18 protein-coding genes and 2 tRNA genes are annotated in these 20,480 nt (G+C 56.3%); 2 read left to right on the top strand and 18 right to left on the bottom strand.

What is annotated here, in order from left to right:
* A complete protein-coding gene (locus C1N60_RS17290) occupies positions 1-915 on the bottom strand; it encodes an AraC family transcriptional regulator (RefSeq protein WP_059009545.1) in 915 nt (304 codons plus the stop codon).
* A gap of 181 nt (positions 916-1,096) precedes the next feature.
* Here C1N60_RS17290 and C1N60_RS17295 point away from each other — a divergent pair, with 181 nt between their 5' ends.
* On the top strand, positions 1,097-1,843 hold the full coding sequence (locus C1N60_RS17295; protein ID WP_021507695.1) for an SDR family NAD(P)-dependent oxidoreductase: 747 nt from the start codon (positions 1,097-1,099) through the stop codon (positions 1,841-1,843).
* Positions 1,844-1,908: 65 nt separating this feature from the next.
* Here the strand turns inward: C1N60_RS17295 and C1N60_RS17300 are convergent, their stop codons facing one another.
* From C1N60_RS17300 to rlmE, 17 genes are all read right to left on the bottom strand, one after another.
* Positions 1,909-3,804, bottom strand: coding sequence for a DEAD/DEAH family ATP-dependent RNA helicase (locus C1N60_RS17300; protein ID WP_058759574.1), 1,896 nt, complete (start codon positions 3,802-3,804; stop codon positions 1,909-1,911).
* 16 nt (positions 3,805-3,820) lie between these two features.
* Positions 3,821-3,877: a protein YrbN gene (yrbN, locus tag C1N60_RS17305; RefSeq protein WP_098053093.1), complete on the bottom strand. Its 57-nt coding sequence runs from the start codon at positions 3,875-3,877 to the stop codon at positions 3,821-3,823.
* A gap of 105 nt (positions 3,878-3,982) precedes the next feature.
* On the bottom strand, positions 3,983-4,867 hold the full coding sequence (gene nlpI / locus C1N60_RS17310) for a lipoprotein NlpI (protein ID WP_021507697.1): 885 nt from the start codon (positions 4,865-4,867) through the stop codon (positions 3,983-3,985).
* A 192-nt stretch (positions 4,868-5,059) separates the two neighbouring features.
* Positions 5,060-7,192 (bottom strand): polyribonucleotide nucleotidyltransferase, encoded by a 2,133-nt coding sequence (gene pnp, locus C1N60_RS17315; protein ID WP_058770684.1) that lies wholly within the window; start codon positions 7,190-7,192, stop codon positions 5,060-5,062.
* Positions 7,193-7,500: 308 nt separating this feature from the next.
* On the bottom strand, positions 7,501-7,770 hold the full coding sequence (gene rpsO / locus C1N60_RS17320) for a 30S ribosomal protein S15 (protein WP_010615981.1): 270 nt from the start codon (positions 7,768-7,770) through the stop codon (positions 7,501-7,503).
* Positions 7,771-7,902: 132 nt separating this feature from the next.
* Positions 7,903-8,847 (bottom strand): tRNA pseudouridine(55) synthase TruB, encoded by a 945-nt coding sequence (gene truB, locus C1N60_RS17325; RefSeq protein WP_058759576.1) that lies wholly within the window; start codon positions 8,845-8,847, stop codon positions 7,903-7,905.
* Positions 8,847-9,254: a 30S ribosome-binding factor RbfA gene (gene rbfA, locus C1N60_RS17330; protein WP_021507701.1), complete on the bottom strand. Its 408-nt coding sequence runs from the start codon at positions 9,252-9,254 to the stop codon at positions 8,847-8,849. Before rbfA ends, truB begins: the two co-directional genes overlap by 1 nt.
* Before the next feature lie 64 nt (positions 9,255-9,318).
* The gene (gene infB / locus C1N60_RS17335; protein WP_021507702.1) at positions 9,319-12,009 is read right to left on the bottom strand and encodes a translation initiation factor IF-2; all 2,691 of its coding nucleotides are present in this window, start codon (positions 12,007-12,009) and stop codon (positions 9,319-9,321) included.
* A gap of 17 nt (positions 12,010-12,026) precedes the next feature.
* Entirely contained in the window at positions 12,027-13,514 is a 1,488-nt protein-coding gene (gene nusA / locus C1N60_RS17340) for a transcription termination factor NusA (protein WP_021507703.1), read from the bottom strand.
* A gap of 24 nt (positions 13,515-13,538) precedes the next feature.
* A complete protein-coding gene (gene rimP, locus C1N60_RS17345) occupies positions 13,539-13,991 on the bottom strand; it encodes a ribosome maturation factor RimP (RefSeq protein WP_031279732.1) in 453 nt (150 codons plus the stop codon).
* A gap of 212 nt (positions 13,992-14,203) precedes the next feature.
* Positions 14,204-14,280, bottom strand: a tRNA-Met gene (locus C1N60_RS17350).
* Between the two features lie 59 nt (positions 14,281-14,339).
* Positions 14,340-14,426: transfer RNA gene (locus tag C1N60_RS17355), tRNA-Leu, on the bottom strand.
* 46 nt (positions 14,427-14,472) lie between these two features.
* Positions 14,473-14,808 (bottom strand): preprotein translocase subunit SecG, encoded by a 336-nt coding sequence (gene secG, locus C1N60_RS17360; RefSeq protein ID WP_010617340.1) that lies wholly within the window; start codon positions 14,806-14,808, stop codon positions 14,473-14,475.
* Between the two features lie 217 nt (positions 14,809-15,025).
* Entirely contained in the window at positions 15,026-16,360 is a 1,335-nt protein-coding gene (glmM, locus tag C1N60_RS17365; protein ID WP_021507705.1) for a phosphoglucosamine mutase, read from the bottom strand.
* A gap of 4 nt (positions 16,361-16,364) precedes the next feature.
* On the bottom strand, positions 16,365-17,198 hold the full coding sequence (gene folP / locus C1N60_RS17370) for a dihydropteroate synthase (protein ID WP_058780381.1): 834 nt from the start codon (positions 17,196-17,198) through the stop codon (positions 16,365-16,367).
* A gap of 85 nt (positions 17,199-17,283) precedes the next feature.
* Entirely contained in the window at positions 17,284-19,212 is a 1,929-nt protein-coding gene (gene ftsH, locus C1N60_RS17375) for an ATP-dependent zinc metalloprotease FtsH (RefSeq protein WP_021507707.1), read from the bottom strand.
* 174 nt (positions 19,213-19,386) lie between these two features.
* Complete coding sequence (gene rlmE, locus C1N60_RS17380) at positions 19,387-20,016, bottom strand: 23S rRNA (uridine(2552)-2'-O)-methyltransferase RlmE (RefSeq protein WP_021507708.1); 630 nt, start codon at positions 20,014-20,016, stop codon at positions 19,387-19,389.
* 126 nt (positions 20,017-20,142) lie between these two features.
* Between rlmE and yhbY the strand changes: the two genes are divergently transcribed.
* On the top strand, positions 20,143-20,436 hold the full coding sequence (gene yhbY / locus C1N60_RS17385) for a ribosome assembly RNA-binding protein YhbY (protein ID WP_010617345.1): 294 nt from the start codon (positions 20,143-20,145) through the stop codon (positions 20,434-20,436).
* Positions 20,437-20,480: the final 44 nt, after the last annotated feature.

Genomic DNA, 20,480 nt, shown 5'->3' on the forward strand with positions numbered 1-20,480 from the left:
TTACTGCGGTGGGGAGAGTCCTTCCGGCCCCACCGCCATCTTGCGCACATCGCGCGCCGGTGACTGGCCATAAAAACGGCTGTACTCCCGGCTAAACTGCGACGCACTCTGATAGCCTACCCGGTAGCCCGCCGTCCCGGCATCCAGCTTCTCAATCATCATCAGCCGGCGCGCTTCGTTGAGCCGCAGCTGCTTTTGATACTGCATCGGCGTCATTGCCGTAACCGCTTTAAAGTGATGGTGCAGCGATGAAATGCTCATGCCAACGCTGCTGGCCAGCTGATCCACCTTCAGCGGCTGATGAAAGTTTTCGCGCAGCCAGCGCGCCGCGCGCGCCACTTTATTGCCCGGGCGCTCGGTCAGCGCCATGTTCAGAATACGCGGCCCTTCCGGCCCGGTCAGCAGGCGATAGAAAATCTCCTGCTCAATCAGCGGTGCCAGCGCGGCGATATCCTGCGGCTGATCCAGCAGCGCCACCAGCCGCATCACCGCATCCACCAGCGGCGGCGCGACTTTATGGACGGTAATGCTGCGTTCTGGGGCGGCGCTGCCAATCTGCTGCGGCGGGAAATGCTCCAGATAGCGCAGCAGGCGCGCTTCGTTGATGGTGATGCCGACGCCAAGACAGGGTTTCTCTGGTGTCGCCAGCACCACGCAGGACTGCACCGGCATGTCCATGGTGACCAGCAGCAGATCGCCCGGCCCGTAATGCATCACATCATCGCCCATGCGCAGTGCTTTCTGGCCCTGGGCCATCAGCGCAAAACCCGCCCAGCTGGCAATGTGCGCCAGGCTGGAGGGGTGCGAGCTGCGGCCAAAAGAGAGAAAATCAATCGCGCTGGCGGTACGCCCATCCTGCTGCGCGTGACGGGCAATCATCGCCACCAGCTGCTGCCACTGTTCCTGATGAATCATGCGTTATGCACTCCGCAATGAAAAATCACTGAATCCCCATTCTTACCTGCCGATGCGGTTGCGCCTAGTCCCTGCGCCACAGATTTGCAGGATCGTGCAAAAAGCTTGCAGGATTGCGCTACCGCACAAAGCGGCAACAGCGCATGCTTTACTCACCCGAAATCTCAGGTGGAGAGACACAATGCAAGCACTTGAAGGCAAAATTGCGCTGGTGACGGGCGCGTCGAAAGGCATTGGCGCCGCCATCGCCATGACTTTCGCCGCGGCCGGCGCCCGGGTGGTGGTGAATTATCGTCAGGATGAAGCGGGCGCGGCGGATGTGGTGACCGATATCTGCGCGCTGGGAAGCGACGCCATCGCCGTACAGGCCGATATATCCCGTGAAGCTGACGTGCAGCGCCTGTTCGCCAGCAGTATTGCGCAGTTTGGCGCGCCAGACATCGTGGTCAACAACGCCGGCATGTTTCACCATGGCGACTTCGCCAGCCTCAGCGTCAGCGACATGCAGCAGCAGCTCAACGTCAATCTGCTCGGTACGCTGCTGGTGTGCCAGCAGGCGGCGCAGCATTTCCCGGCGCGCGGCGGCTGTATCATCAACCTCAGCGCGCTAAACAGCCAGCGCAGCCTGCCCGGCTCGGTACTGTGGTCAGCGACCAAAGGCGCAATCGATACCTTAACGCAGGGGCTGGCACGTGAGCTGGGCCCGCGTAATATTCGCGTCAACGCGCTGGCGCCGGGGATCATTCTGACCGAAGGGCTGCTGGCAGCGAAAAAAATGAATGCGGAATTTAAAGCGCAGCTGATCGCGGCCACGCCGCTGGGACGCTTTGGCCTGCCGGAGGATGTGGCGCAGGTGGCGCTGTTTCTGGCGTCGGAAGAGTCGGCTTATGTTACCGGTGAGCGGGTGCTGATTGCCGGCGGCGTGTAAAGCCCGCGTTACAGACATAAAAAAAGGACGCTTGCGCGTCCTTTTTATTTTTAAGCGATTAACGCTTATGCATCACGGCGACGTGGTGCAGCTGCACCTTCGTCGCGACGTGGGCCACGGCCACCTTCACGGCTGAAACGTCCGCCTTCACGACCGCCTTCGCGACGCTCAGAGAAACGACGCGGTGCGCCACCTTCACGGTTGCCACCCTCGCGGTTACCACGACGCTCACCACCGAAGTCACGACCGCCGCTACGACGCTCGGTGCGCTCGTGTGGCTGTGCATCGCCCAGCAGCTGCATATTCATCGGCTTGTTGAGAATACGCGTACGCGTGAAGTGCTGCAGGACTTCACCCGGCATGCCTTTTGGCAGCTCGATAGTGGAGTGAGTACCAAACAGCTTGATGTTACCGATGTAACGGCTGCTGATGTCGCCTTCGTTAGCAATCGCGCCCACGATATGACGCACTTCAACACCGTCATCACGGCCCACTTCAATGCGGTACAGCTGCATTTCGCCAACGTCACGACGTTCGCGACGTGGACGATCGCCACCTTCGCGGCTGTCACGGCTGTCACGACGTGGACGGTCGCCGCCACGCTCATCGCGATCGCGGAATTCACGACGCTGTGGACGTGGTGCATCCGGTGGCAGAATCAGTGGACGTTCGCCCTGCGCCATTTTCAGCAGTGCAGCGGCCAGCGTTTCCATATCCAGCTCTTCTTCTGGCTGCATTTTAGCCAGCAGCGCACGGTACTGATCCAGATCGCTGCTTTCCAGCTGCTGCTGAACTTTGGCAGCGAACTGCGCCAGACGACGCTGACTCAGCAGCTCGGCGTTAGGCAGCTCAACTTCCGGAATAGTCAGCTTCATGGTGCGTTCGATGTTGCGCAGCAGACGACGCTCGCGGTTCTCAACGAACAGCAGCGCACGGCCAGCACGACCCGCACGACCGGTACGGCCGATACGGTGTACATACGATTCGGCATCCATCGGGATGTCGTAATTAACCACCAGGCTAATACGCTCAACGTCCAGACCACGGGCCGCAACATCAGTCGCGATCAGGATATCCAGACGACCGTCTTTCAGGCGCTCCAGCGTCTGCTCACGCAGCGCCTGGTTCATGTCACCGTTCAGCGCGGCGCTGTTGTAGCCGTTACGCTCCAGCGTTTCTGCGACTTCCAGCGTGGCATTTTTGGTGCGCACGAAGATGATGGCAGCATCAAAGTCTTCCGCTTCGAGGAAACGCACCAGCGCGTCAGACTTACGACCGTAAGCGGTCCAGTAAGACTGAGAAATGTCCGGGCGTGTAGTGATGCTGGACTGGATGCGCACTTCCTGCGGATCCTTCATGAAACGCTTAGTGATACGGCGAATCGCTTCCGGCATGGTTGCAGAGAACAGTGCGGTCTGATGACCTTCCGGGATCTGCGCCATGATGGTTTCAACGTCTTCGATGAAGCCCATACGCAGCATTTCATCGGCTTCGTCCAGTACCAGACCACGCAGGCTGGACAGGTCCAGGGTACCGCGTTTCAGGTGATCCAGCAGACGGCCCGGGGTACCAACCACGATCTGTGGACCCTGGCGCAGTGCGCGCAGCTGCACGTCATAACGCTGGCCACCGTACAGGGCCACGACGTTAATACCGCGCATGTGTTTAGAGAATTCTGTCATCGCTTCAGCCACCTGAACCGCCAGTTCGCGGGTCGGCGCCAGCACCAGGATTTGCGGTGCGCGGACAGAAGGATCAACGTTGTTCAGCAGCGGCAGCGAGAACGCTGCTGTTTTACCACTACCGGTCTGCGCCATACCCAGCACATCACGGCCCGCCAGCAGGTGAGGAATACACTCAGCCTGGATTGGCGATGGCTTAACGTAGCCCATACCGTTCAGTGATTCGAGGATGTCGGCGTTCAGGCCCAGATCAGCAAAAGTGGTTTGAATATCAGTCATGTAGTACACGTGCCTCTTAGATTGCGGCGGCCAGTCTACATAACTCGTCGTGAAAACTTTCAGTCATTTTCATCAAAAAGTGTGAACCGGCTCAAATTAGAAGTTTTGACGAACAGAAAAGCCCTCACCTGTTCAGGCGATGACTTTACGGGTAAATCAGGCAATAAAAGTTCGTCAGCTATTGCTGGTCAGATTCTGATAAATCGTCTTGTGTCTGGCCGAGTTGCGCCAGTTCCAACAATGCGTATCGGTGTTCAACAAAGTTATTGACGTTGTTGGCCACCGCCAGTTTGAACAACGCTTTCGCGTCGTCCTTCTCCCCCAGACTTAGGTAGTACTTACCTAAATAGAAGTTGGTTTCACTGAGATGTTCAGCGAGCGAGGTGTTATCCGTTGCGTCCGCCTTGAGACGTTCCATCAATGTTTTTTCACTGATGTCGCCCAGGTAGAACTCGACAATATTCCATCCCCATTGGTCCTTAGCCGCCTTGTCGTAACGCTGTTGTAGCGTCACTTTTGCCTTGTCGGCATCCATCTCGCGTTCAACGAGGTAGAGCCACAGGCTGCGGAACGGATCGTTAGGATCGTCTTGATAAAACGCCAGCAGATCATCTTGCGCTAACTTGTATCGACCGCCGTAATAGAGGGCGATACCACGGTTTAAATGCGCATAGTTGTAAGTTGGATCAAGCTCAAGTACAGAATCAAACGCTTCATAGGCAGCATCAAAATTGCCTGCCTGCGTTAAGTAAATGCCGAGATAGTTAAACACTTCCGGCATATCCGGTCTGATAGACAGCGCTTGCGAGAAATCGTTTCGCGCTAATGCCCTCAGACCTAAACTATCATACAACACTCCGCGCTCATATAACAGCTGTGCGCGTTCATCATCGGTCAGGGCCCGACTGGCAAGAATTTGTTCCATTCGCGCCAGAATAACCTCTTGCTGCAGTGTGGGCTGCAAAGGTACTGCCAGAACTTCGTTCTTACGCCAATTGGAGTTGCTGCATCCTGCCAGCGTGATAGCTGTCGCAACAAAACACCAGCGCAAAAAAGGCTTCATTTCCCACTCCCGAATACAAACATTGGGATAACCATCCTGTCATCCGCCTGCTATGCACAAGGGTTCCCGCCCTCGCGATGATACCCGTCCTGCTTCAGCTGCACTGACACGCTGACCAGCGCGCCACGCATTCCGGGTATACAAACACCGCTCCCCGCCAGCAGGCAGGGAGCGGCTGATCAGGAAAAACGCTTACTCGGCGTCAGGCGTCGTCACCGCAGCGGTTTCTTCTGCTGGCTTCTGCTCTGTCGCTTCTTTGATGCTGAGACGAACGCGGCCCTGCCGATCCACTTCCATCACTTTAACTGGCACTTCCTGACCCATCTGCAGGTAATCGGTCACTTTCTCTACGCGCTTGTCGGCGATCTGAGAAATGTGTACCAGACCTTCTTTACCGCCGCCGATCGCCACGAAGGCACCGAAATCAACGATACGGGTCACTTTACCGGCGTAGATACGGCCCACTTCGATCTCAGCGGTGATCTCTTCGATGCGGCGAATCGCTTCTTTGGCTTTCAGGCCGTCGGTCGCTGCGATCTTCACAGTGCCATCATCTTCGATTTCGATGGTGGTGCCGGTCTCTTCGGTCAGCGCACGGATAACTGAACCGCCTTTACCGATGACGTCTTTGATCTTGTCTGAGTTGATCTTGATGGTGTAGATGCGCGGCGCGAACTCGGAGATCTCCTGACGCGGCGTGCTGATCGCCTGTTCCATCACGCTCAGGATGTGCAGACGCGCACCCTTAGCCTGGTTCAGTGCCACCTGCATGATTTCGCGGGTGATACCTTCAATTTTGATGTCCATCTGCAGCGCGGTGATACCTTCACGGCTACCGGCTACTTTGAAGTCCATATCGCCGAGGTGATCTTCGTCGCCGAGGATGTCAGACAGCACCACGAACTTCTCGTCTTCTTTCACCAGACCCATCGCGATACCGGCTACGGCCGCTTTGATCGGGACGCCAGCGTCCATCAGTGCCAGTGATGCACCGCACACGGAGGCCATAGAAGAAGAACCGTTCGATTCGGTGATTTCAGACACGACGCGCACGGTGTACGGGAACGCATCCTGTTTAGGCATCACTGCCAGCACGCCACGCTTCGCCAGACGGCCGTGACCAATTTCACGACGCTTCGGTGAGCCAACCATACCGGTTTCGCCCACGGAGTACGGAGGGAAGTTGTAGTGGAACAGGAAGCTGTCAGTACGCTCGCCCATCAGCTCATCGAGATTCTGTGCGTCACGCGCGGTACCGAGGGTGGCAGCGACCAGCGCCTGCGTTTCACCACGGGTAAACAGCGCAGAACCGTGGGTACGCGGCAGTACGCCAGTGCGCACGTCCAGACCACGGATCATATCTTTTTCGCGGCCATCGATACGCGGTTCGCCGTTCAGGATACGGGTACGCACCACGTTCTTTTCCAGGCTGTGTACGATGTCACCGATTTCGGCATCATCCAGCGTTTCGTCTTCAGCCAGCAGTGCGGCGATGGTTTCGTCTTTGATGACGCCAACCTGCGCATAGCGCTCCTGCTTGTCAGTGATACGGTACGCATCGCTGATGCGCGCTTCGGCCAGGGCGGCAACGCGTGCGATCAGCGCATCGTTCGCCGGCTCTGGCTGCCAGTCCCAGCGTGGTTTGCCTGCTTCAGCCACCAGCGCATTGATGTTTTCAATTACAACCTGCTGCTGGTCGTGGCCGAACACCACAGCACCCAGCATCTGGTCTTCGGTCAGGATGTCCGCTTCAGATTCCACCATCAGCACTGCATTCTGCGTACCGGCAACCACCAGATCCAGACGAGACTGTTTGATCTCATCCGCGGTTGGGTTCAGCACGTACTGATCGTTGATGTAACCGACGCGTGCCGCACCGATTGGGCCGTTGAACGGAATGCCAGACAGTGACAGCGCAGCAGAAGCACCGATCATCGCAACGATGTCCGGGTTAACCTGCGGGTTCACAGATACCACAGTCGCGATAACCTGTACTTCGTTAACAAAACCTTCCGGGAACAGCGGACGCACCGGGCGGTCAATCAGACGCGCAATCAGGGTTTCGCCTTCGCTTGGACGGCCTTCACGACGGAAGAAGCTGCCCGGAATACGGCCAGCGGCGTAAGTACGCTCCTGGTAGTTCACTGTCAGAGGGAAGAAGTCCTGACCGGCTTTGGCTTTTTTCTGGCCCACGACGGTAACGAATACCGCTGTGTCGTCCATGCTTACCATTACTGCTGCGGTGGCCTGGCGCGCCATCATGCCGGTTTCCAGCGTGACGGTATGCTGACCATATTGGAATTTGCGTACGATCGGGTTCAGCAAAATTTAAGTCCTTAAATTCGTGGCAAAGCCTGCTCGGCCCGCCGGGGATTACCGATCTTTAGTTGCATCCTCGCGACTAATGACAACCCTTAACCGCCCCTGCGGTAAAGCCTCTCATTAGCCGCGCGAACCTCTGCAAGCAAAGATCACTCTCAGCAACAATACATGAGTTTGGTCCGGATTGCTGCGGATTGCTCGAAAAAAGGGGCCATAAAGGCCCCCTTTTCGCGAAACTCGCACAAATCTGATCGCCAGATGCGGTTTTTTGCATACTGCATGCGCTACATCGTTGATCAGATTCTTCAGACTTAGCGACGCAGACCCAGGCTTTCGATCAGGCTGGTGTAACGTGCAACGTCTTTACGCTTCAGGTAGTCCAGCAGCTTACGACGCTGGGATACCATGCGCAGCAGACCGCGACGGCTGTGGTGGTCTTTCTTGTGCTCAGAGAAGTGACCCTGCAGGTGGTTAATCTGAGCAGTCAGCAGAGCAACCTGAACTTCAGTTGAACCGCTGTCGTTAGCGCCACGACCGTATTTAGCAACGATCTCTGCTTTAGCTTCTACGCTTAGAGACATAATAAACTCCAGTAAAAAATGAATGTATGGGTGCCGATCTCTAATTCAGCAGCCCGCTTTTAAAGCCGCACTATTCTACTCTTCGCCCGGTAGCAACGCAAATGCGCTGTAACGGCCAGCGGTAATACGCGGTCAGTCGGCAAACTCCACTACCAGACGACGTGGTGCCACGCGGCCATCGTCGACGATTTCCGCCATGCCGATAAATTTCTGCTCATCGCCTTCGGTCACCCGCACCAGCCCGCTGGCCGGCGCGTTTTCCGCCTGGACCGGCATGCCCTGTTTGAACCAGGCTGCGACCGGCGTGGGCAGATTAACCGCTGGAAAATCTTCCGCCGGGCTGTCCATTGGCAACAGCAACGCGTCCAGCGGTGCGTAATCCGGCGTTTCCGCCGCATTAACCTGCGCCGCCAGCGCCTGCAGCTGTTCCAGCGTCATCATGCGCGCAATCGGGTAACGCGCCACCTGCAGACGGCGCAGCATGATCACGTGTGCGCCGCAGCCGAGCTTCTCACCTAAATCGTCAATGATGGTGCGAATGTAGGTGCCTTTGGAAACATGGATTTCCAGTTCCAGCTCGTCGCCCTGCCAGCGAATAAACTGCAGTTCAAACACGGTAATCGGTCGCGCTTCACGCGGCACGGTGACGCCTTCGCGCGCATATTCGTACAGCTTGCGGCCCTGATACTTGAGCGCCGAGAACATAGTAGGCACCTGCAGCGTCTCGCCGCGAAAGCTTTCCAGCGCCGCATCCAGCTCAGCCTGGCTGAAGGTCACCGGCCGCGTTTCGACGATATTGCCGTCCGCATCGGAGGTATCGGTGCGCTGGCCCAGACGGGCAATTACGCGGTAACGCTTGTCCGAATCCAGCAGATAGCGGGAAAACTTGGTGGCTTCGCCGAGACAAATCGGCAGCATACCGGTGGCCAGCGGATCGAGCGCGCCGGTATGGCCCGCCTTGTTAGCATTAAACAGGCGTTTTACTTTTTGCAGCACATCGTTGGAGGATGCGCCCTGGTGTTTATCCAGCAGGAAAACACCGTGGACATCACGACCACGGCGACGAGGACGACTCATCAGTCCTCCTTGTCGTCTTCCGCCGGGCTTTCACCCCGTCGCTCAGCATCGTTTCTGATCACGTTAGACACCAGATTCGACATGCGCATCCCTTCAATCAGCGAGTTATCGTAGAAGAAGGTCAGCTCCGGCACGATGCGCAGACGCATCGCTTTACCGAGCAGAATACGGATGTAGCCAGACGCTTCTTTCAGCGCTTTGAGGCCGTTTTTCACCGCTTCTTCATCCTGGTCGTTCAGGAAGGTCACGAACACTTTGGCATACGCCAGATCGCGTGACACCTCAACGCCAGACACGGTGACCATCATACCCAGACGCGGGTCTTTGATTTCGCGCTGCAGGATGATCGCAATCTCTTTCTGCAACTCCTGCGCCACGCGCTGTGGGCGACCAAACTCTTTCGCCATACTATTTCTCCCAAATAATTCGGGAGGCCAGAGGCCTCCCAAATTGCATCACATCGACCAGCAATTACTCGATGGTGCGTTTAACTTCAATCACTTCGAACACTTCGATCATGTCGCCAACGCGAACGTCGTTGTAGTTCTTCACGCCGATACCACACTCCATGCCGTTACGCACTTCGTTGACGTCATCTTTGAAGCGACGCAGAGATTCCAGCTCGCCTTCATAGATAACCACGTTGTCGCGCAGTACGCGGATCGGGTTGTGACGTTTGATGTTGCCTTCGGTGACCATACAGCCGGCAATCGCGCCAAATTTCGGTGACTTGAACACGTCACGGACTTCGGCCAGACCGATAATCTGCTGTTTGAACTCCGGTGCCAGCATGCCGCTCATGGCTGCTTTCACTTCGTCAATCAGGTTATAGATGACGGAGTAGTAGCGCAGGTCAACGTTTTCAGCGTCAATCACGCGACGCGCAGAGGCATCAGCACGCACGTTGAAGCCGAGGATGATTGCGTTGGACGCAGCGGCCAGGGTGGCGTCGGTTTCGGTAATACCGCCCACGCCAGAACCGATAATCTTCACCTTCACTTCGTCGGTGGAGAGTTTCAGCAGTGAGTCGGAGATCGCTTCCACAGAACCCTGTACGTCGGACTTCAGGACGATGTTCAGCTCGGACACTTCGCCTTCGGTCATGTTGGCAAACATGTTTTCCAGCTTGGACTTCTGCTGACGCGCCAGTTTGACTTCGCGGAATTTGCCCTGACGATACAGCGCCACTTCACGCGCTTTCTTCTCGTCACGCACCACGGTCGCTTCGTCACCCGCTGCCGGCACACCGGACAGACCGAGGATTTCCACCGGAATCGATGGACCCGCTTCCAGCACTTCGCGACCCAGTTCGTCACGCATCGCACGCACACGGCCGTATTCGAAGCCGCACAGTACGATATCGCCCTTGTTCAGCGTACCTTCACGCACCAGCACGGTGGCTACCGGACCACGACCTTTGTCGAGGAACGATTCGATCACCACACCGCTCGCCATACCCTGACGAATCGCAGTCAGCTCCAGTACTTCCGCCTGCAGCAGAATCGCGTTCAGCAGGTCGTCGATGCCGGTACCGGCTTTCGCCGAGACGTTAACGAACATGTTCTCGCCGCCCCACTCTTCCGGAATGATACCGTACTGGGTCAGCTCGTTCTTCACGCGATCCGGATCGGCTTCTGGCTTGTCGATCTTGTTCACGGCCACGACCACCGGCACACCGGCCGCTTTCGCGTGCTGGATAGCTTCGACGGTTTGTGGCATCACGCCATCGTCCGCCGCCACCACCAGGATAACGATATCCGTGGCCTGCGCACCACGTGCACGCATTGCGGTAAACGCGGCGTGGCCCGGGGTGTCGAGGAAGGTGATCATGCCGTTATCGGTTTCAACGTGATACGCACCGATGTGCTGGGTAATCCCGCCCGCTTCGCCGGAGGCGACTTTGGTGGAGCGGATGTAGTCCAGCAGCGAGGTTTTACCGTGGTCAACGTGACCCATGATGGTCACGACCGGCGCACGGCTTTCCTGCGCAGCATCGGTATCACGATCGTCCATTACCGCTTCTTCCAGCTCGTTCTCGCGGCGCAGGATCACTTTGTGACCCATCTCTTCGGCCACCAGCTGGGCGGTTTCCTGGTCGATAACCTGGTTGATGGTCGCCATGGCACCCATCTTCATCATCGCTTTAATAACCAGCGAGCCTTTCACCGCCATTTTGTTGGCCAGTTCGGCAACGGTGATGGTTTCGCCAATGATGACGTCACGGTTCACCGCCTGAGCAGGTTTGTTGAAGCCCTGCTGCAGCGTGCTTGGTTTACGATGTTTGCCACCTTTACCGCCGCGTACCTGAGCACGCGCTTCTTCACGGTCAGTTTTGGCTTCAGAGTGCTTGTTGCCCTTTTTGGCCGGACGCGCTGCCTTGGTGGTGCGGGTGCGACCACGACCGCCTTCAACTTCGCGATCGTTTTCGTCTTCTGCCTGACGGGCATGAGTTGAAGTGGTGACGTGGTAGTCGCCCTTATCTTCTTCCTCTGGTTTTTCCCATTCAGCGGCTTTCTCTTCGGCCAGACGACGGGCTTCTTCCGCCGCGCGGCGCGCATTCTCTTCCAGCTTACGGCGCGCTTCTTCTTCCGCTTTACGCTTCAGTTCGGCGGCTTCAGCTTCACGACGGGCTTTGTCAGATTGCGCAGCCTTGGTCATTTCGTCGGTAGGTTGATTAGTCACTTTCTCATTTTCCGCTGCTTCACGCTTAGCCTTGTCAGCGGCTTCGCGCTTGGCTTTCTCTTCGGCTTCACGTTGCGCTTTTTGTTCAGCTTCGCGACGGGCTTGTTCTTCAGCCTCGCGACGCGCCTGCTCTTCCGCTTCACGCTGCGCCTCGGCTTCTGCTTCCGCCTGAGCTTGCTCAGCGTCGGCATCACCTTTCACGTATGTGCGCTTTTTGCGGACTTCGATTTGCACCGACTTACTTTTACCCCCGGTGCCTGGAATATTCAAGGTGCTGCGCGTTTTGCGCTGCAACGTCAGTTTGCCTGAACCGGTCTGACCGTGCTCACGATTCAGGTGGGACAGTAAGGTCTCTTTCTCTTGCTGGGATACGGCGTCGTTTTCAGACTTACGGATCCCTGCATCAGCAAATTGCTGTACCAGGCGATCGACCGGAGTCTGAATTTCGGCGGCCAGCGATTTTACGGTTACATCTGTCATGCTGTTCCTTCCTGTTATTACGCGTCATCGCCGAACCAGCAGATATTACGTGCAGCCATAATCAGCGCACCGGCTTTCTCATCATCCAGCCCTTCAATATCTGTCAGATCGTCAACACCTTGCTCAGCGAGATCTTCCAGCGTGCAAACGCCTTTTGACGCCAGGCGATACGCCAGCGCACGATCCAGGCCTTCAAGATTCAGCAGGTCCTCAGCAGGTTCCTGATTACCAAGGCTCTCTTCTTTCGCTAATGCCAGGGTGGTTAACGCATTTTTTGCTCGTTCACGCAGGGCTTCAATGGTCTCTTCGTCGAGGCCGTCGATTTCCAGCAGCTCGTTGATTGGCACGTAAGCCAATTCTTCCAGCGAAGAGAAGCCCTCTTCCACCAGAACGGTGGCGAACTCTTCGTCGATGTCGAGATGTTTAGTGAACATATCGATCGCTGCATGGGCTTCGGCCTGATGCTTCGCCTGCAGATCATCGACGGTCATCACGTTCAGCTCCCAGCCGCTCAGCTGGGATGCCAGACGCACGTTTTGGCCATTACGGCCAATCGCCTGAGCCAGATTGCCGGCTTCAACAGCGATATCCATGGTGTGATTGTCTTCATCCACCACAATTGACGCCACATCGGCAGGTGCCATGGCGTTAATCACGAACTGTGCCGGGTTGTCGTCCCACAGCACGATATCAATACGCTCGCCGCCCAGCTCGCTGGACACCGCCTGCACGCGCGCACCGCGCATACCGACGCAGGCACCGACCGGATCGATACGTTTGTCGTTAGTTTTTACCGCAATTTTGGCGCGTGAACCCGGATCGCGCGCTGCCGCTTTGATCTCGATAACTTCTTCGCCAATCTCCGGCACTTCAATGCGGAACAGTTCGATCAGCATCTCCGGTTTGGAGCGGGTAACGAACAGTTGCGCACCACGCGCTTCCGGACGCACGGCATACAGCACGCCGCGAATACGGTCACCCGGGCGGAAGTTTTCACGCGGCAGCATGTCTTCACGCACAATCACCGCTTCGGCGTTGTTGCCGAGATCCAGTGAAATGTTGTCGCGATTCACTTTCTTCACCACGCCGGTGATGATTTCGCCTTCCTGCTCGCGGAACTGATCGACCACCATCGCGCGCTCGGCTTCACGCACTTTCTGGACGATAACCTGTTTCGCGGTCTGCGTGGTGATACGGTCGAAGGTGACAGATTCGATCTGATCTTCAACATAATCGCCCAGATTGAAGGCTTCATCTTCAAAGCGTGCTGCTTCCAGCGTGATCTCGCGCGTTGGCTGCGTGACTTCTTCTACAACCACCCAGCGACGGAAGGTGTCGAAATCGCCGCTGCGACGGTCAATGCTGACGCGCACGTCGATTTCCTGCTCATACTTCTTCTTGGTCGCAGTGGCCAAAGCGCTCTCCAGCGCTTCGAAGATTTTCTCACGCGGCAGGGCTTTTTCGTTAGAAACGGCTTCTACTACAGCTAAGATCTCTTTGTTCATCCTGGTTAGCCTCAATCCGGACTTTTAAAAGTGGGGGACCAGGTTCGCTTTCTGAATGTTGCTCAGCGCGAACACTTCATCGTTACCCTCAACGGTTACCGTGATCATCTCGCCTTCGACAGACTTGATGATGCCCTGCCATTTACGGCGGTTCTGCACGGCCATACGCAGTACCAGGCTCACCTCTTCACCAGCGAAACGCGCATAGTGCTCCGCGGTGAACAGAGGGCGATCGAGACCCGGTGAGGAAACTTCAAGGTTGTAAGCCACCGTAATAGGATCTTCCACATCCATTACAGCGCTGACCTGGTGGCTAACATCGGCGCAATCATCAACATTGATACCCTCTTCACTATCAATATAGATGCGCAAGGTTGATGTGCGACCACGAATGAACTCGATACCGACCAATTCGTAGCCAAGCGCTTCTACCGGAGCAGAGATCAACTCTGTCAACTTTTGCTCTAATGTGGACAAGCCCACCCCCAAGACATAAAAAAAGGGCCTAAAGCCCAGTGTTACGATTTCCTGATAACAAAAAACCCCGAAAATTCGGGGCTTTTTGTGACTGGACCCTGTATGCCGCGATGCGGCTTCGGCACACCATCCAGCAGAATTTTTTTCAAAACTGACTGCGGATGCGTCCGTCGATGCATACAGTATATTTGAAAAAGAACTCTAAGGGAAAGTGGTTGCGGGGGCCGGATTTGAACCGACGACCTTCGGGTTATGAGCCCGACGAGCTACCAGGCTGCTCCACCCCGCGTCCGAAAACGTGGCGAATATTACGCCGATCTTGCGAAAAATGCAAGTTATACTGAGATTTGGTACCGAGGACGGGACTTGAACCCGTAAGCCCAATCGGGCACTACCACCTCAAGGTAGCGTGTCTACCAATTCCACCACCTCGGCACTTCACTGACTGCGACGATACGATGTCGCTTTAGCGCTGACGATCTTACTGCGGGATATCATTGCCCGGCGTAGCCGGTTTAGCTGGCTGAGTCTGCTGTTGAGACTGAGCCGGCGCGCTGAGGTTTTCCCACTCGCTTCCTTTGGAAGTCTTGTTACTGTTCAGGTTGCCCAGAATCAGACTGATGATGAAGAACAGCGTAGCCAGTACCGCGGTCATGCGAGTCATGAAGTTACCAGACCCGGTTGAACCGAACAGCGTACCAGAAGCGCCTGCACCGAATGAGGCTCCCATATCAGCGCCTTTGCCTTGCTGCAGCATGATCAGACCAACGAGGCCAATCGCTACAATAAGGAAAACAACCAACAGAGCTTCGTACATAATCAACCTGTTTCCTTGCGCGTTATCCGCACAGTTAAAGCTTCAACCAATATTGACGGGGAGTCTCGTCATCACCCATCAGAAGCGGGTGTGAATACTAACCAAAGGCGCATACCTCTGCAAGCGCAATTTACATGAAGTTTTGCGATTGCGGAAAAAAGCGCCATCCCGGTGATTTTACAGGCGGAAAGCAGCAAACTGACCGCCCGTAACGCGGTTACACCGCTTTTACCGCATCAGCAATTTTGTGCGCCAGCTCGGTCACCTGCGCCTCATCCTCGCCTTCCACCATTACGCGAATCAGCGGCTCGGTGCCGGATTTACGCAACAGCACGCGCCCGCGCCCGGCCAGCGTTTTTTCCACCTCTGCGGCAGCCGCTTTGACGCTGTCGCTCTCCAGCGGATCGTGGCTGCCGCTGAAACGCACATTCACCAGCACCTGTGGCAGCATCTTCATGCCGCTGCACAGATCGTGCAGACTCATGTGGTTGCGCACAATCGCAGTGAGCACTTGCAAACTTGCTACGATGCCGTCACCGGTGCTGATTTTATCCAGCAGGATCACATGGCCGGAGTTCTCCGCGCCCATGCGCCAGCCCTTCTCCTGCATTTTTTCCAGCACATAGCGGTCGCCCACTTTGGCGCGGGTAAACGGAATCCCCAGCTGTTTCAGCGCCAGCTCCAGCCCCATGTTGCTCATCAGCGTGCCGACCACGCCGCCACGCAGCTGGCCCTGACGCAGCGCTTCACGCGCGATGATGTAGAGAATCTGGTCGCCATCCACCTTCTGTCCAAGGTGATCCACCATCATGATGCGATCGCCGTCGCCGTCATAGGCCAGGCCGAGATCGGCTTTTTCATCCAGCACGCGCTGCTGCAGCTGACGCAAATCGGTAGCGCCGCACTCTTTGTTGATGTTCATGCCGTCCGGCTGCACGCCAATCGCAATCACCTTCGCACCCAGTTCACGCAGCACATTCGGCGCGATGTGATAGGTCGCGCCGTTGGCACAGTCCACCACGATCTTCAGCCCGTTCAGGCTCAGCTCGCTGGGAAAAGTGCCTTTGCAGAACTCGATGTAGCGCCCGGCGGCATCGACGATGCGGCTGGCACGGCCCAGCTCAGCGGACTCGACACAGGTCAGCGGCTTCTCCAGCTCCAGCTCAATGGCGGCTTCAACGTCGTCCGGCAGTTTGGTGCCTTCGGCAGAGAAGAATTTGATGCCGTTGTCGTCAAACGGGTTATGCGACGCGGAGATCACGATGCCCGCCTCGGCGCGGAAAGTGCGCGTCAGGTAGGCAATGGCCGGCGTGGGCATCGGGCCGGTGAAAGCCGCAGACAGCCCGGCAGCCGCCAGACCGGCTTCCAGCGCCGATTCCAGCATGTAGCCGGAAATACGGGTATCTTTACCAATCAAAACTTTGCGCGAGCCGGAACGGGCCAGCACTTTGCCGGCAGCAAAACCCAGCTTCAACACAAAGTCCGGGGTAATGGGCGCTTCACCCACTTTGCCGCGAATCCCATCAGTACCGAAATATTTACGATCGCTCATGCCTTTATCCTTTTGCTCTCCGTGTCGCCTCGACGATGCGCATCGCTTCGACAGTTTCTTTAACGTCATGCACGCGAATAATCTGCGCGCCCTGCATGGCGGCGATCACCGCGCAGCTCAGGCTGCCGGTCAGGCGCTGTGCCGGGCCGACGTTTAACAGCTGGCCAATCATCGACTTACGCGACATACCCACCAGCAGCGGCAGGCCGTGATGGTGAAAATCACTGAGATGCGCCAGCAGCTCATAATTGTGGCTGAGATTCTTACCGAAACCGAAGCCCGGGTCGAGCAGTAGACGCTCTTTTTTAATGCCGGCCGCTTCACAGCGGGCAATCTGCGCAGCGAAGTAAGCGTCCACTTCGCTTACGATGTGCTGATATTCCGGTGCCTGCTGCATGGTGCGTGGTTCGCCCTGCATGTGCATCAGGCATACCGGCAGACCGGTCTCTGCGGCGGCCTGTAACGCACCCGGCTCGGACAGCGAGCGGATATCGTTGATGATGTGAGCGCCCACTCGCGCGGCTTCGCGAATCACTTCTGCTTTTGACGTATCCACCGAAATCCACACTTCAAAGCGCTGCGCAATGGCTTCCACCACCGGGATCACCCGCGCCAGTTCCTCTTCCACTGAGACTTCATCGGCACCGGGACGGGTTGATTCGCCGCCCACATCGATAATCGTGGCACCGGCATTCACCATCTCGTTGGTGTGCGTGAGCGCGTCGACCAGCGTGTTGTGCGTTCCGCCATCAGAAAAGGAGTCCGGCGTGACATTTAAAATTCCCATCACATGGGGAAACGACAGATCGAGATGGGTATCACGGGCGTACAACTTCATGGCGAAAATCTCCCTGAGGAATCACTGGATTGTGGAATGTAAAAAACCCCGGACCAGCCGGGGTTTTTGCTTAGGAACAGGCCTGTTACTTGTCGAACTGTTCTGACATGGTGTTGCCTGGGTTTGGCGTACGCGGTTCATCAACCGGACGTGGCGCCTTTGGCGTACCGTTGCTGTCAGAATTGTTGCTGCCTGGATCTTCCCAGCCCGCTGGCGGACGCACTTCGCGGCGCGCCATCAGGTCGTCGATCTGCGGTGCATCAATGGTTTCATACTTCATCAGCGCGTCTTTCATCGCGTGAAGGATGTCCATGTTCTCACCCAGAATACGGCGTGCACGCTGGTAGTTGCTGTCGATCAGGTGCTTAACTTCCTGGTCGATGATGCGTGCCGTTTCGTCCGACATGTGTTTGGCTTTCGCCACTGAACGGCCGAGGAACACTTCACCGTCCTCTTCCGCATACAGCAGCGGACCGAGTTTTTCCGAGAAGCCCCACTGCGTCACCATGTTGCGCGCCAGGTTGGTCGCCACTTTGATGTCGTTTGAAGCACCGGTAGAAACGTGTTCCGCCCCGTAGATGATCTCTTCTGCCAGACGACCGCCGTACAGCGTTGAAATCTGGCTCTCCAGCTTCTGACGGCTGGCGCTGATCGCGTCGCCTTCAGGCAGGAAGAAGGTCACACCCAGCGCACGGCCGCGCGGGATAATCGTCACTTTATGCACCGGATCGTGTTCCGGCACCAGGCGACCAATAATCGCATGGCCCGCTTCGTGATACGCGGTGGATTCTTTCTGCGCTTCCGTCATCACCATGGAGCGACGTTCCGCACCCATCATGATTTTGTCTTTCGCTTTCTCGAACTCGACCATCGACACTACGCGCTTGTTGCCACGCGCAGCGAACAGCGCCGCTTCGTTGACCAGGTTCGCCAGGTCCGCACCGGAGAAGCCCGGCGTACCACGTGCGATAATCGCGGCATCAATGTCGGTTGCCAGCGGCACGCGACGCATATGCACTTTCAGAATCTGTTCACGGCCGCGCACGTCTGGCAGACCTACCACCACCTGGCGGTCAAAACGGCCTGGACGCAGCAGCGCCGGGTCCAGTACGTCCGGACGGTTAGTCGCGGCGATGACGATGATGCCTTCATTGCCTTCGAAGCCATCCATCTCAACCAGCATCTGGTTCAGCGTCTGCTCACGTTCGTCGTGACCACCGCCTAAACCGGCGCCACGCTGACGACCCACCGCATCGATCTCATCGATAAAGATGATGCACGGTGCCGCTTTCTTCGCCTGCTCGAACATGTCGCGCACACGTGATGCACCGACACCGACAAACATTTCTACGAAGTCAGAACCAGAAATCGTGAAGAACGGTACTTTCGCTTCGCCGGCAATCGCTTTCGCCAGCAGCGTTTTACCGGTACCCGGAGGGCCCACCATCAGCACGCCTTTCGGGATTTTACCGCCCAGCTTCTGGAAGCGGCTCGGCTCACGCAGGTATTCCACCAGCTCACCCACCTCTTCTTTTGCTTCGTCGCAACCCGCAACGTCAGCAAAGGTGGTTTTGATCTGGTCTTCGGTCAGCATACGGGCTTTGCTCTTGCCGAAGGACATCGCGCCCTTGCCGCCGCCGCCCTGCATCTGCCGCATAAAGAAGATCCATACGCCAATCAGTAGCAGCATCGGGAACCAGGAGATGAAGATAGAAGCCAGCAGGCTCGGCTCTTCCGGTGGTTCACCCACAACTTTGACGTTTTTGGTCAACAGGTTATCGAGTAACTTGGGATCGTTGACAGGAATGTAGGTCGTGTATTTATTACTGTCTTTTTTGGTTACGTTGATCTCACGCCCGTTAATACGTGCCTCGCGGACCTGATCCTGGTTCACTTCCGACAGGAAGGTTGAATAATCAACCCTACGGCCATTCGACTCGCTGGGCCCAAAGCTCTGGAATACTGACATCAGCACGACCGCGATGACTAACCAGAGAATCAGGTTTTTCGCCATGTCACTCAAGGGATTAACCTCATATTACAACGGTGTTAACAGACAGCGTAGGGTACTATATATCCTTCATACCTGGAATCGCGGCGCTGATGATTTTGCCTGTTTAGCCTGAAACTCAGAATTACGCATCAGAATAAACGCCGTTTCGCCTTGCTTTGATTCCGGTATGGAGGGCTACAGTTTGCGCCCTGTCGCCACAATGTACACTTCGCGCGAACGTGATCGCGAAGCGTCCGGCTTACGAATTTTCACTTTCGTAAACAGGGAGCGAATTTCCCGCAGGTATTCATCGAAGCCATCTCCCTGAAACACTTTCACTACAAAACTGCCGCCAGGTGCCAGTACATCCCGACACATTTCTAACGCCAGTTCAACTAAATACATGGAACGCGGGATATCAACCGCAGGCGTACCGCTCATGTTCGGCGCCATGTCCGACATCACCACCTGCACTTTCTGGTCGCCCACGCGCTCCAGTAACGCTTTCAACACCGCTTCGTCGCGAAAATCGCCCTGCAGGAAGTCAACGCCAACGATGGGATCCATCGGCAGCAGATCGCAGGCAATAATACGGCCACCCGAACCAATCTGTTGTACCACATATTGCGACCAGCCGCCGGGCGCAGCGCCCAGGTCAACCACGGTCATACCGGGTTTGAACAGCTTGTCACCCTGCTGAATTTCATCCAGTTTAAACCAGGCGCGCGAGCGCAACCCTTTTTTCTGTGCCTGTTGCACATATTTATCGCTAAAGTGTTCCTGAAGCCAGCGACTGGAACTGGCCGAACGCTTTTTACCCGTCATAATATTTCCAGTTAAATCGTCATCGTAGCGATAAATCAGCACGCAATGGGTCGCGTTGATTTGGCGATATACCCGAGATGGCGGTAGAATGAACCGTTTTCAATCCCTGAGTAAGCAAAAAATACGATGAATCTGAGTACCAAACAAAAACAGCACCTGAAAGGCCTTGCCCATCCACTGAAGCCAGTGGTCATGCTGGGCGGCAATGGCCTGACTGAAGGCGTGCTCGCCGAGATCGAACAGGCGCTCGAACATCACGAATTGATCAAGGTAAAAATTGCCTCGGAAGATCGTGAAACCAAGCAGCTGATCGTGGACGCTATCGTGCGTGAAACTAAGGCAAACAACGTTCAGGTCATCGGCAACGTGCTGGTGCTGTATCGCCCTGCCAAAGAGCGCAAAATTACTCTGCCACGTTAAGCGTACCGTTACGGCTCGTCCGACGGGCAGAGAAAGTGCCATGC

The sequence above is a fragment of the Pantoea sp. SGAir0184 genome, from assembly GCF_043544755.1.

Bases quoted from the DNA above. Each gene is read 5' to 3' on its own strand.
- C1N60_RS17290 (WP_059009545.1), bottom strand. From the start codon at position 915: ATGATTCATCAGGAACAGTGGCAGCAGCTGGTGGCGATGATTGCCCGT.
- C1N60_RS17295 (WP_021507695.1), top strand. From the start codon at position 1,097: ATGCAAGCACTTGAAGGCAAAATTGCGCTGGTGACGGGCGCGTCGAAA.
- C1N60_RS17300 (WP_058759574.1), bottom strand. From the start codon at position 3,804: ATGACTGATATTCAAACCACTTTTGCTGATCTGGGCCTGAACGCCGAC.
- nlpI (WP_021507697.1), bottom strand. From the start codon at position 4,867: ATGAAGCCTTTTTTGCGCTGGTGTTTTGTTGCGACAGCTATCACGCTG.
- rpsO (WP_010615981.1), bottom strand. From the start codon at position 7,770: ATGTCTCTAAGCGTAGAAGCTAAAGCAGAGATCGTTGCTAAATACGGT.
- truB (WP_058759576.1), bottom strand. From the start codon at position 8,847: ATGAGTCGTCCTCGTCGCCGTGGTCGTGATGTCCACGGTGTTTTCCTG.
- rbfA (WP_021507701.1), bottom strand. From the start codon at position 9,254: ATGGCGAAAGAGTTTGGTCGCCCACAGCGCGTGGCGCAGGAGTTGCAG.
- infB (WP_021507702.1), bottom strand. From the start codon at position 12,009: ATGACAGATGTAACCGTAAAATCGCTGGCCGCCGAAATTCAGACTCCG.
- nusA (WP_021507703.1), bottom strand. From the start codon at position 13,514: ATGAACAAAGAGATCTTAGCTGTAGTAGAAGCCGTTTCTAACGAAAAA.
- secG (WP_010617340.1), bottom strand. From the start codon at position 14,808: ATGTACGAAGCTCTGTTGGTTGTTTTCCTTATTGTAGCGATTGGCCTC.
- glmM (WP_021507705.1), bottom strand. From the start codon at position 16,360: ATGAGCGATCGTAAATATTTCGGTACTGATGGGATTCGCGGCAAAGTG.
- folP (WP_058780381.1), bottom strand. From the start codon at position 17,198: ATGAAGTTGTACGCCCGTGATACCCATCTCGATCTGTCGTTTCCCCAT.
- ftsH (WP_021507707.1), bottom strand. From the start codon at position 19,212: ATGGCGAAAAACCTGATTCTCTGGTTAGTCATCGCGGTCGTGCTGATG.
- rlmE (WP_021507708.1), bottom strand. From the start codon at position 20,016: ATGACGGGTAAAAAGCGTTCGGCCAGTTCCAGTCGCTGGCTTCAGGAA.
- yhbY (WP_010617345.1), top strand. From the start codon at position 20,143: ATGAATCTGAGTACCAAACAAAAACAGCACCTGAAAGGCCTTGCCCAT.